Here is a 12,102-nt window from a genome sequence, read left to right as displayed (position 1 = left end):
TCAACGGCAGGCGGGTGTAACACGATTTCTCGACCGCGCAATATTCGTTCGCGCGTGTTCTGGGTACACCGCCGCGTCAGGCCGTGACGACGTGCCCTTCGAACGCTTTCGCCGCCAGCAGCAGCGCGCCCATCGGCCCGGCGTCGTCGACCAGCAGCGGCGGCACGACCATGCCCGCAAGCCGCTCGCGCGTGCAATCGCGCAAGTAGCCGCCCAGCAGCGTAGGCATGCGCGCCACCGCCATCGGCAGCAGGTGCGGCTGGCGACCGGCGACCCCACCGCCGATGACGATGCGCTGGGGCGAAACGGTCAGGACCAGCATCGTCAGCAGTTCGGCAAGATCGTGCGCGACCGGTTCCCACAGCGGGTTCTCGGGATCGACGCGCGAGGGGTGCGTACCGAGCCGCGCGGCGAGCGCCGGGCCGCTCAACAGGCCCTCGATGCAGTCGCCGTGAAAGGCGCAGGCACCCTCGAAACGGTCGGCGGCGGCGCGGCGCAGGCGCACGTGGCCGATCTCGGGGTGCAGCATGCCATGAGCCGGCACCCCGCCGACCAGTACGCCGCCGCCAAGGCCGGTGCCGATGGTGAGGTAGACCATGGTTTCGCAGCCCTGCCCGGCACCGAAGCGGTGCTCGGCCATGGCGGCGCCGTTGACGTCGGTGTCCAGCGCGACCGGACAGGCCAGCGCCTCGGCCACCTTGGCGCGCACTTCGGCCCCCGCCCAGCCCAGCTTGGGGGTGTCGAGCATGGTGCCGTAGTCCGCCGCCTCGCGCGAGACGCGGATCGGGCCGAAGCTGGCGATGCCGACGGCGTCCACCGGCTTGTCGTCGCGCCAGCCCTCGATCGCCTCGACCGCACGGCCGAGCGTCTCCGCCGGGTCGGTAGTCGGAAATTCCAGCCGCTCGTCGATGCGGCCCGGCGCGCCGAGGACCACTACGGTCTTGGTGCCGCCCAGTTCGATCCCCGCGAGCTTGTGCATGATCGCTCTCCGTCCTTCACCTCAGCGTGGCGACGTCGCCCTCCAGACGCAAGTGCAGGAAGGGGCGAAGGTTCCGCCGAAGTGCGCGCGCCCTTCGGGTTTGCGCTTCGCTGCGGCATCGTCGATCCCCCAGTAATCCACGAAGCTGGTCACGGAAAGGTCGGGCAGCACCCACCAGCTATAGGCCTGGAACGGCTCGCCTTGCGGGTTGGCGAAGACGAGGCCGTGCCCGTTGAGCAGTTGCCATGGCCCCCGAACCCGTCCGCCACCACGCCATAGAGCCCGGTCGGCGCGTCGATACCGGGCGCGAAGACCTTCGCCTGCGTCGACCAGAACAGATAGAGCCGCCCATCGTACGCGACGATATGCGGGCGCTCCAGCTCGTTGTTGACGCCCGAGGCATCGACCAGAGGCGGCCGCTTCTCGAACACGCCGCCTTCCGGATCGGCATCGCCGCGCCGCGCGCAGCCGATGAGGCCATTGTGAAGCCCGAGATGCCGCGCCGATGACGCGGTGAACAGGAGGTGATCCACGCCGTCTTCGGCCCGCCACGGCGCGGGATCGCGGAACGCCTTGATCTCGCCGAGTTCGCCCGTGCCGTCGTGCCGATTCATGTAGACGATATTGGCGGGTATCACCTGCTCGACCGGACCGGACCAGCCGGTGAAGACCCCGTCGCCGGCCTCGGCCAGCCCGGTCGTGCAGGCGAAGATGCGCTGACGGAAGGTCGGCTCCGTCTCGCCCCGCTCTCCGGCGGCGGTGAAGTAGAGGGTCACCACGCCGTCCTCGAATAGCGCCGAACCGGACCATTCGCGGCTGCCGGGCGTGAACCCTTCCTCGAAAGTCGCGCCAATATGGCGGAACTGCCCGTCGATCCGGTGGAAGTGATGAATCCGCGCGGCGCCGTGCCGCTCCTCCGGATCATCGAAGGCCGGAGCGGCGAGTGCGAACCACAGTTCACCGCCGCGCCAGCGCACCGGAATTCCGTGCATGGAGGCAAGCGGCCATGCGTCCCAGACGTCGAGATTCTCGGCAATCCGGCGCACGTCGGAAGGCGTGAAGACGGGCGCGCGCGGAATTGAAATGTCCCGTAGCCGGGCGAGATCCCGAGCCGTCCATTGCAAGGTGGGATATGACTCGAGCGTCGCGGGGTGAGGGTTCATGGGCGGCTGATGTACAATCGTTTGCAATATCTGCAAATGTTAATTGCTCCATTATTGCGCTCGCAGAGCGGGAAAGTGGTGCAATCTCTTCTTGGCCTTTACGAATATCATCCGGTATTCAACGGGTTCTTGCCGGGGTGCCTGGCATGGAACGGTCGCACTCGGAGAAGCGGATGCCCTTTGGCCTCAAGCCGCATCTGTCGCTGCCCCGCATCGTCGAGATGAACCTGGGTTTCTTCGGCCTGCAGTTCAGCTTCGGCCTGCAGCAGGCGAACATGGGGCCGATCTACGGCTACCTCGGCGCGAGCGAGGGGCGCATGCCGCTGCTCTGGCTGGCGGGACCGGTGACGGGCCTGATCATCCAGCCGCTGATCGGCGCGATGAGCGACCGTACCCGCTCCCGCCTCGGACGGCGCGCACCTTACTTTCTAATCGGGGCGATCCTGTGTTCGCTCAGCCTGCTGGCGATGCCCAATTCTTCCACGCTGTGGATGGCTGCGGGGCTGCTCTGGGTGCTCGATGCGGGCAACAATGTGACGATGGAGCCTTACCGCGCCTATGTCGCCGACCGACTGGCACCGCACCAGCGACCGACCGGGTTCATGGTGCAGAGCGCCTTCACCGGACTGGCGCATACCCTGTCCTACCTTGCGCCCTCGATCATGGCCACGTTCGTGGACCGCGACCTGCTGGGACCGAACGGCATCCCCGTGATCGTCCGCATGGCCTTCGTGATCGGCGCGGTGCTGTCGATCTCGACAGTGCTCTGGTCGATCACCCGCGTGCCCGAGCTTCCGCTCACTCCCGAGGAGCAGGAGCGCATCGCCGCCTCTCCCCTTACCCTGCCCGCCACCTTGCGCGAAGTGCGCGACGCGGTGGTCGAGATGCCGCGGCCGATGCGGCAGCTGGCGCTCGCCATGCTGTGCCAGTGGTACGCGATGATGGTCTACTGGCAGTACATCGCCTTCGCCATCTCGCGCTCGCTGTTCGGCACCGGAGACGTCCATTCGGCCCGCTTCCGCGAGGCTGTGCTGACCGAGCAGCAACTGGGCGCGCTCTACAATTCGGTCGCCTTCGTTGCCGCAATCGGGCTGATCCCGGTGGTGAGCCGCTTTGGCGCACGATCGGTGCACGTCGGTTGTCTCGCCGCATCGGGGCTGTCGATGCTGGTGATCCCCTCGACCAGCGAACTGCCGCTGCTCGGCCTGCTGATGATCGGCATCGGCTTCGGATGGGCGGGCATGATGGGCAATACTTACGTGATCCTCGCCGATCTCGATCCCTCCCCAGCGCAACGGCATCTACATGGGAGTTTTCAACTTGTTCATCGTCATCCCCATGCTGATCGAGGCCCTGACGATGCCGCTCATCTACGCCCCCATTCTCGGCAACGACCCGCGCAATGCGCTGATACTTGCCGGATTGCTGATGGTGGCGGGTGCAATTGCCACCATCTTCGTCGAGGCTGGAGGCCGACCGGAGCCGAAACTGGCAACTAACTGAACAAGTTACTTCCGGCTCGTTAATCCGGGTGCTAAGGCTCTGTGCAACATGGCGGCAGGGATGGAAGAGAACAACGTGGGGAACGACGGCGCAAGTGCGTCTGGCGCGGATGTATCCGGCCCGGATGTCGAAGTGCGCACGCTCGCCGATCTCGCCCGCGTGGCCGGGGTTTCCGCAGGTACGGTTTCACGCGCGCTGGCGGGTAAGTCCCTCGTCAACGCCGAGACACGCGAGCGGATCCAGGCCCTCGCCCGGCAATATGGCTTTCGTCCCAACCAGATGGCCAGCAAGCTGCGCTCGCGGCGCACGGGCGTCATCGGCGTGGTCATCCCGCTGGGGCATGAGAAGCGCCAGCAGATTTCCGACCCGTTCTTCCTGACCCTGCTCGGCCACCTTGCCGACCAGCTGACGGAGGCGGGCTACGACCTCATGCTCAGCCGCGCGATCCCGGACGGGACGACCGACTGGCTGGAGCGCATCACCGGCTCGGGCATGGTGGACGGCGTTCTGCTGATCGGCCAGTCCGACCAGTCGGACGTGATCGACCAGGTCGTCTCGCACTACCGCCCGCTCGTCGCCTGGGGCAATCACCGCGAAGGGCAGAAGCACGTCGTCGTCGGCACCGACAACGAACTGGGCGGCCGCCTCGCCGCCGAGCATCTTATCGCCTGCGGCGCCCGGCGCCTCGCCTTCTTCGGCGATACGGCAGGCATCGAGATCGCCATGCGCCTGCGCGGCGCGCGCGCGGCGGCGGAGGCTGCGGGCCTGCATATCAAGCACGTACCCATCAAGCTCGCCGACGCCGAGATGGGACCCCAGCTCGAAGCAGCCCTCGCCGACGCCGAAGCGGACTTCGACGGCATCGTCACCGCATCCGACCTCATCGCCATGTCGGCGCTGCACGTCCTGCACGAAAGCGGCCGCAGGATACCCGGAGACGTCCAGATCGTCGGCTTCGACGACCTTCCGCTCGCTCGCCTGACCTCCCCCGCTGACCACCGTGCGGCAGGAGATCGGCCAGGGCGCCAAGGTCATGGTCGAGAAGATCCGCGCCCTGATCGAAGGCGAGACGCGCCATAGCAAGGTCATGCCCCCGACACTCATCGCGCGCGACACGACGCGGTCGTGACGGGAGGCATCGTGACGAGACAGGCTTGATCCCCTTGCCACGATCCCGCTACCACTCCCGGTACGTGTTGAATCTTCGGGGAATAGCGTGTTTCTGAACGGATTGGCCGGCTCGCGATGCTGATCGGGATCGACCTCGGCACCACCAACAGCGCGGTGGCCATCTGGCGTGACGGAGAGGCTCAGCTGGTGCCCAACGCGCTCGGCGAACCGCTCACCCCTTCCGCCGTCAGCATCGCGAAAGACGGGCAGGTGTGGATCGGCACCCCGGCGCTCGACCGCATGGCGACGCACCCGGCCGATACCGTTGCCAGCTTCAAGCGCATGATGGGCACACAGCGCACCGCGAAGCTGGGCGGGAAGGACTACACGCCCGAAGACCTCTCCGCGCTCGTCCTCGCTGCCATCGCCCGTGATGTCGAGGCGCTGACCGGCGAGAAGCCGACCGAAGCCGTCATCACCGTCCCCGCCTATTTCAACGACCGCCAGCGCAAGGCGACGCGCCGAGCGGGCGAGCTGGCGGGCCTGACCGTGCGCCGCCTGATCAACGAGCCCACTGCCGCCGCGCTTGCCTTCGGCCTGCAGGACAAGGGCGACCGCGAGCCGTTCCTCGTCTTCGACCTCGGCGGGGGTACTTTCGACGTCTCGATCGTCGAGATGTTCGACGGCATCGTCGAGGTTCGTGCCTCGGCTGGCGACAACCGCCTCGGCGGCGACGATTTCGACGATGCGCTCTCCGGCTTCGTGCGTGGCCGTCTTGACCCTGACTGCCTGCTCGACGCCCTGCCGCAAGAGCGCCGCGACGCCCTCCTCAAGCGCGCCGCCGAGGCCTGCCGCCGCGCGCTCAGCACCGCTGGCGAGGCCGAGTTCGCGCTGACCGTGGACGAAACACGCCTCTCCACGAAAGTCACCGACGCCGAGTTCGAGACCGCCTGCGAACCGCTCGTGCGCCGCCTGCGCGACCCCGTCGTGCGTGCCCTGCGCGATTCCTCGATCGAGGCTGCGGAGCTTTCCGACGTGGTCCTCGTCGGCGGCGCCACGCGCATGCCTGTGGTGCGCAAAGCGATCACCCGGCTGTTCGGCCGCTTCCCCAATTCCTCAGTCCACCCCGACCACGCAGTGGCGCTGGGCGCCTCGATCCAGGCCGGCCTGGTCGGGCGCGACGCGGCGCTCGAGGAAATCCGCATCACCGACGTGTGCCCCTTCACGCTGGGCGTCGAAGTGGCCGAGCACGACCGCTACGGCGGCCTGCAGCGCGGGCTGTTCTCGCCCATCATCGAGCGCAACACGCCCGTCCCCGTCAGCCGCGTCAGCACGTATCACACGATGGGCGACGGCCAGAAGCAGATCGAATTCGGCATCTACCAGGGCGAGGCGCGCGAGGTTTCCGGCAACGTCCGTCTGGGCCAGCTGCAAGTCCCCGTCCCGCCGCGCCCCGCCGGAGAAGTGAGCGCGGAAGTGCGTTTCTCCTACGACAGCTCGGGCCTGCTGGAGATCGACGTCCACGTGCCCCTCAACGGCACCACCCGCAATCTCGTCATCATTGACGAAGAGGATCGTCCCGACCCCAGGGACATCGAGAAACGCCGCGCCGCCCTCGCCAAACTCAAGTTCCACCCGCGCGAGGACGCGGCCAACGTCGCCCTGATCGCGCGGGCCGAACGTTGCTACGAGGACCACATCGGCGACCTGCGGCAGGCAATCGGCCACTGGATCACCGAATTCGTCGGCGCGCTGGAAACGCAGGACCCCCGCCGCATCGCCGATGCGCGCGGCTTCCTGCTGGAACGCCTGGACGAACTCGACCGCGTCAGCCCGCTTTGAGGCCGGGCAAGTGATGACGGCATTCCCGTGGTCCCTGCTCGGGATCGAGCCGACCGGCGATGCCCGCGCGATCCGCAGCGCCTATGCCGCGCGGATAAAGACAATGGACCTCGACGCCGAGGTCGAAGGCTACGCGCAGCTACGCAGCGCCCGCGACGCCGCCTTGCGCCTGGCGAAATCCATGCCGTCACCGCAAGCCGAAGCGTCCGTCGAGGAACCCGAAGCACCCGCGCCCGCGCCCACCGGCTGGCTCCACGCTGCCCCATCGCTCATCGGCGAATGGCCGGAAGACACCCTCGACGTCCCGGTCCCGCCGCACGGCGATGCGCCTCTGATCGATCGCCTCGCGCCCGATTTCATCCCCGATGGCACAGTCGCCACCGGAGAGCCTCTGGCGCCCGGCCGCCCCGATCCTTTCGCCGCGCCGCTGGTCGAAGGCCACGGCGATGCTCCCGGCGTCGGCACGGACGAACTACAATCTCCCTTCGCCCGCCTCGCCGCCATGCTCGACCCCGATGGCTCTGCCGGGACCGCGCCGCTCGACGAGGCGGAAGAGGTACAGGCCCTCACGCTCCTGAAGCCCGTGCTCGATGGCATCCACTGGGCGCCGATCGGACAGCAGGCCGAAATGGAAGACTGGCTCGCCGGTCTTCTTGCCCGCGCCTGGCCGCGCAGCGCGCCGCTTCTGGAGGCGGCGACCACGGCGCTCGGCTGGGAGCACGAATGGGGCCGTCTCGATGCCCGCCCGACGATGGACTACCTCGGCGCACGGCTGCGCGGCTACCGCTTCCAGTGCAAGGTGCAGGTGCCCGGCCACCGTTACCACAAGGCATGGGCCGAACTGCACCGCCCCGGCCCCGCCGGTCTCATGCGCTTCCTGCGCGTCAGCGGCGGCGACGTGCGCGGGCTGCTGGCGGGCGTGCGCAAGAACTTCCCGGAACTGGAAGACCACTTCGATCCGCAGCGCGTCGCTTCGTGGGAAAGAGTCAGGACATGGCCAACCGGTCTTCTCGTGCTCGGCGGGCTGATCGTGCTGGGCTTCCTCACTAATCTCGGCCCGCCTAGCAAGTCGGAAGCGCAGGAAGAAGCCTTCAAGGTAACCGTTACCCAAGTATTCGGCGAAGGCCATGACCCTGTATGGCTGAGCAGCCACCAGCCCGATTTGGCGACGTTGCTGGCGGGCCGCACTCGATACACCGAAAATGGCGGCGTCGATCAACAGGCTACTGCCGAAAGTGGACTGGAACTGGTGCGCGCCCGCACCTACCTCGACGGTCGCCTGCTTGATGGCAAGGACTTCGAAACCACCATGCGCCTGCGCCTCGCCCTCCTGGAGGCTGCGAAAGCGGACAGCGCCGAAGCCTGCCGCCAGATGATGGCCCGGGGCGCACCGCCAGGCACCACCCTCGTCCCGAACGAAATCCGCGAAGAGGAGCGCCGCTTCGCCGCCTCGCTGGTCCAGCGCGGGATGCTCAAGGCACCGGAAAAGGCTGCCGCCCGCTCCGCCAGCGTGCCGCCCGAACTAGTGCGGCGGGTGCTGAAGGACACCGGGCTCGGCAAGGATCAGGTCTCCACGGCGATGCGCAAGGAGGACGATCCCAACCGCTGCGCCGCCACCATCGCGCTGCTGAAGGCGACGCTCGACTGGCAGGGCGAAGGCCGCCGCGACATCCTGATGACGCTTTAGATCGCCAGCCCCGCTGCGCGGGCGCTCGCCCAGGCCCACTGGAAGTTGTAACCGCCCAGCCAGCCGGTGACATCCACCGCCTCGCCGATCGCGTAGAGACCCGGCGCGCGCTTCGCCTCCATGGTCTTGGACGAGAGTTCGGCGGTGTCGATGCCGCCTGCGGTGACTTCGGCCTTGGCGAAACCTTCCGAACCGTCGGGCAGGAACGGCCAGCGCGCCAGCCGCGCTTCCGCCGCGCCGAGCGCCTTGTCGGTCAGTGCGCCGAGTTCGCCTTCGAGACCGAGCCGCCCACACAGCGCCTCGGCCAGCCGCTCGGGCAGGCCGTCGCCCAGCGCCTTGCGGAATGAAAGGCGCGGGCGTTCGCGCTTGAGGGCGCGCAGCCAGCCATCGGGCCGATCGGGCAGGAACTGTGCGGTCACGGTGTCTCCGCGCTTCCAGTAGCTGGAAATCTGCAGGATGGCGGGACCGGACAGCCCGCGATGGGTGAACAGCGCCGCCTCGCGGAACGCCGTCTTCCCACATCGCGCGACGATCTCGGTGGAGACGCCGGAGAGCTCTCGGAACAGCGCTTCGTCCCCCGGCAGGGTCAGCGGCACCAGTGCCGGACGCGGCTGCACCACCTTGAGCCCGAACTTGCGCGCTAGGTCATAGGCGAACCCGCTCGCGCCCATCTTGGGGATCGACGGTCCGCCGGTGGCGATCACCATTGCGGGGGCAGTCGATGACTGCTCGCCGTGGCGCACGCGGTAGAGGCCGTCGGCATGCTCGACCTCGCCCACGGTCTCGCCGCAGCGGACTTCGACCATGCCCTTGGCGCATTCCTCCAGCAGCATGGCGACGATCTGCTTCGCCGACCCGTCGCAGAACAGCTGGCCCAGCGTCTTCTCGTGCCAGGCGATGTCATAGCTTTCGACCAGCGCGAGGAAATCGGCGGCGGTGTAGCGGCTGAGCGCGGACTTGGCGAAGTGCGGGTTGCTCGACAGGTAGCGGTCGGGTGCGGTGTGGATGTTGGTGAAATTGCACCGCCCGCCGCCGGAAATGACGATCTTGCGACCCGGCTCGGGTGCGTGGTCGATCAGCAGCACCCGGCGGCCGCGCTGTCCGGCAGTGGCGGCGCACAGCAGCCCGGCGGCCCCCGCGCCGAGAACGATGGCGTCGTAATGCGCGATCATTCGGGCGTACCGACCAGTTCCAGAGCCAGCGCCTCGGCCACGCGGATGCCGTCGACGGCGGCGGAAAGGATGCCGCCCGCATAGCCGGCGCCTTCACCCGCCGGGTAGAGGCCGCGCGTGTTGAGGCTCTGGCAGTCCTTGTCGCGACCGATCCGGACAGGCGAGGATGAGCGCGTCTCCACCCCGGTCATGACGACGTCGGGATGATCGTAACCGGGCACCTGGCGGCCGAACACCGGCAGCGCCTCGCGGATCGCCTCGACGACGTAGTCGGGCAGGCATTGTGCGAGGTCGGTCAGGCGGATGCCGGGCTGGTAGCTGGGGTTGACCTCGCCCAGTTCGCTCGAGGGGCGTCCGGCCATGAAATCCGCCACCTTCTGGCCCGGCGCGCGGTAGTCCGATCCGCCCGCCACGTAGGCCAGCTTCTCGAACTTGCGCTGAAGCGCGATCCCGGCGAGCGGATGGCCGGGGAAGTCGCGTTCGGGGCTGATGTCCACGACAAGGCCGGAATTGGCGTTGAACTCTGCGCGCGAATACTGGCTCATGCCGTTGGTGACGACGCCGCCCTCCTCGCTCGCCGCCGCGACGACGCGGCCGCCCGGGCACATGCAGAACGAATAGACGGTGCGCCCGTTCTTCGCCTTGTGCGAGATGGCATAGGCCGCCGCGCCGAGGATCGGGTTGCCCGCGCAGGCCCCGTAACGCGCCTTGTCCACCCAGCTTTGCGGATGTTCGATGCGCACGCCGATGGAGAACGGCTTGGCCTCGATGTGCACGCCGCGGTTGTGCAGCACCTCGAAGGTGTCGCGTGCGGAGTGGCCCACGGCCATGATAACGTGCTCGGCGGCAAGGTATTCGCCGGTCGAGAGGTGCAGGCCCTTGAGGCGGCGTTCGTCGCCCTGTCCTTCGATCTCGAAATCCTCGACGCGGGTGCTGAAGCGGTATTCGCCGCCCAATTGCTCGATCGTCTCGCGCATGGACATGACCATGGTGACGAGGCGAAAAGTGCCGATGTGCGGATGCGCTTCGGTGAGGATGTCCTCGGGCGCGCCGGCCTTGACGAACTCGGTCAGAACCTTGCGGCCGAGGTGGCGCGGGTCCTTGATGCGGCTGTAGAGCTTGCCGTCGGAGAACGTGCCCGCCCCGCCCTCGCCGAACTGCACGTTGCTTTCCGGGTTCAGTTCCGAGCGGCGCCACAGGCCCCAGGTGTCCTTGGTCCGTTCGCGCACCGCCTTGCCGCGCTCGATGATGATGGGTTTGAGGCCCATCTGCGCGAGGATCAGCGCAGCGAGGAGGCCGCAAGGGCCTGCGCCGATGACGACCGGGCGCGGGCCTTCCCAGCCCTCGGGCGCGCGGACGGGGAACTTGTAGGCGATATCCGGCGTGGGGCGCACGTGCTGGTCGTCGGCGAAGCGGGCGAGCACTTCGGCTTCGTCCTTCACCGTGACGTCGAGCGCGTAGACCAGCTTGATCGCGTTCTTGCGCCGCGCGTCGTTGCCCCGGCGAAACACGGTGACGCGCTCGAGGTCCGCAGGCGCGATGGCGAGGCGCTGGACGACCGCCGCGTCGAGATCGGCGGGCGTATGGTCGAGCGGCAGGGCAATGTCGGTGAGGCGAAGCATCCGCGCGCCTTTATACGCTGGCGCGCCCGAACGCCATGGCTGCGTATGCGGCGCTCAGATCGGCGCCGGGGCCGTGAGGGCGATCTCCGTGAAATAGCGGGCCATGGCCTGCAGCGCCTTTTCGCTGAGGTCGATGAAGGCGCGGCGCTTGTCGGCGCCGTCGCTGAGGCGCACGAAAAGGCCCGCATCGACCATCTGGCCGATCCAGCGCAGCGCCGTGGTCGGCGGCACTCCGGAAGCGATGCAGAGCGAGGTCACCGAGACCCGCTTGCCTTCGAGGCGCGAGGCGGTGAGGTCCAGCAGCATATCCCAGGCGGGATCGGCGAAGAGATCGTTGTCGAGGAAGCGCGCACGCAACTGGCGCTGGCGGATGATCCGGCGGACCAGCCGCGCGTCGGGAAGCTGGCCCGGCGAGAAACCGGCGGCGGGGACGGCGGGGAGCGGCGCGGGGATACCGCCCGCATCAAGGCGATCGATACGGCCCGCGATCTGGCCCACCTGCTCGGTCAGGCGCAGCAGCATCAGGCGGTCGTCGTCGGAAAGTTCGCGAACACGTCCGGAGGGCATCGTCGCCAGCACGCGGCCCAGCGCCAGTACCCGCTCCGCGCGGTCGGGATCGACAAGCAGGACGGGCGAGGACTGGTCCATGCAGGCGAAGACATCGTCCAGCGCCTCCACCCCGGTCGAGACGATCAGCCGCGTCGCGCCGCCTGCCGCGCGCAAGTCCAGCCGGGCGAGCGCCGCCAGCACCCCCGCATCGACCTGCGGGCAATCGACCAGCACCACGTCGGCAAGGCGGGCCTGCGCCAGCCCCTCCCCCATGGTGACGAGATCGGCAAGGGGTGCGGCAGCGACGATGCGCATGCCGGCCGCGTCTGCGTCCTCGCGCAAGGTGGCGCGCAAGTGGGCGCGGTTGGCATAGATCGACAGCGCCACGCCCGGGCCGCCGGACGCCGATTTCTCCGGCCCACCATAAGCAAAGTCGGGCTGGAGATAGTCCGCCTCGCGCATGATCCAAAATCCT

General features: G+C 68.1%; 6 protein-coding genes and 3 pseudogenes. 4 read left to right on the top strand and 5 right to left on the bottom strand.

The features are described from left to right. Positions 1–76: 76 nt before the first annotated feature. Positions 77–979, bottom strand: coding sequence for an ROK family protein (locus KZO24_RS01330; protein WP_486486742.1), 903 nt, complete (start codon positions 977–979; stop codon positions 77–79). 21 nt (positions 980–1,000) lie between these two features. Next, positions 1,001–2,142: pseudogene (locus KZO24_RS01325) on the bottom strand (glycoside hydrolase family 68 protein). Between the two features lie 173 nt (positions 2,143–2,315). Between KZO24_RS01325 and KZO24_RS01320 the strand changes: the two are divergent. From KZO24_RS01320 to KZO24_RS01305, 4 genes and pseudogenes are all read left to right on the top strand, one after another. Continuing rightward, positions 2,316–3,645 (top strand): annotated as a pseudogene (locus KZO24_RS01320) (MFS transporter). A gap of 60 nt (positions 3,646–3,705) precedes the next feature. Then, positions 3,706–4,774 (top strand): annotated as a pseudogene (locus KZO24_RS01315) (LacI family DNA-binding transcriptional regulator). 116 nt (positions 4,775–4,890) lie between these two features. After that, a complete protein-coding gene (locus KZO24_RS01310; protein WP_271184538.1) occupies positions 4,891–6,597 on the top strand; it encodes an Hsp70 family protein in 1,707 nt (568 codons plus the stop codon). Between the two features lie 10 nt (positions 6,598–6,607). Beyond that, complete coding sequence (locus tag KZO24_RS01305) at positions 6,608–8,284, top strand: hypothetical protein (protein ID WP_486486741.1); 1,677 nt, start codon at positions 6,608–6,610, stop codon at positions 8,282–8,284. Here the strand turns inward: KZO24_RS01305 and KZO24_RS01300 are convergent. Genes KZO24_RS01300 through KZO24_RS01290 form a run of 3 tightly spaced genes read right to left on the bottom strand, consistent with a single transcriptional unit; the run spans position 8,281 to position 12,089 of the window. Further along, entirely contained in the window at positions 8,281–9,456 is a 1,176-nt protein-coding gene (locus KZO24_RS01300) for a BaiN/RdsA family NAD(P)/FAD-dependent oxidoreductase (RefSeq protein ID WP_271184536.1), read from the bottom strand. The genes KZO24_RS01305 and KZO24_RS01300 overlap by 4 nt on opposite strands. Next, positions 9,453–11,078, bottom strand: a complete 1,626-nt coding sequence (locus KZO24_RS01295; protein WP_271184535.1) for an NAD(P)/FAD-dependent oxidoreductase — start codon at positions 11,076–11,078, stop codon at positions 9,453–9,455. The genes KZO24_RS01300 and KZO24_RS01295 overlap by 4 nt, the downstream gene beginning before the upstream one ends. 54 nt (positions 11,079–11,132) lie before the next feature. After that, positions 11,133–12,089, bottom strand: coding sequence for a helix-turn-helix domain-containing protein (locus KZO24_RS01290; RefSeq protein WP_271184534.1), 957 nt, complete (start codon positions 12,087–12,089; stop codon positions 11,133–11,135). Between the last annotated feature and the right edge of the window lie 13 nt (positions 12,090–12,102).

The organism is Novosphingobium sp. NFX11 (assembly GCF_057376415.1).
This window is presented reverse-complemented; position numbering and strand designations above follow the sequence as displayed.

Excerpts from the sequence above, each read along its gene's own strand:
- KZO24_RS01300 (WP_271184536.1), bottom strand. The coding sequence starts at position 9,456 with ATGATCGCGCATTACGACGCCATCGTTCTCGGCGCGGGGGCCGCCGGG.
- KZO24_RS01295 (WP_271184535.1), bottom strand. The coding sequence starts at position 11,078 with ATGCTTCGCCTCACCGACATTGCCCTGCCGCTCGACCATACGCCCGCC.
- KZO24_RS01290 (WP_271184534.1), bottom strand. The coding sequence starts at position 12,089 with ATGCGCGAGGCGGACTATCTCCAGCCCGACTTTGCTTATGGTGGGCCG.
- KZO24_RS01310 (WP_271184538.1), top strand. The coding sequence starts at position 4,891 with ATGCTGATCGGGATCGACCTCGGCACCACCAACAGCGCGGTGGCCATC.
- KZO24_RS01330 (WP_486486742.1), bottom strand. The coding sequence starts at position 979 with ATGCACAAGCTCGCGGGGATCGAACTGGGCGGCACCAAGACCGTAGTG.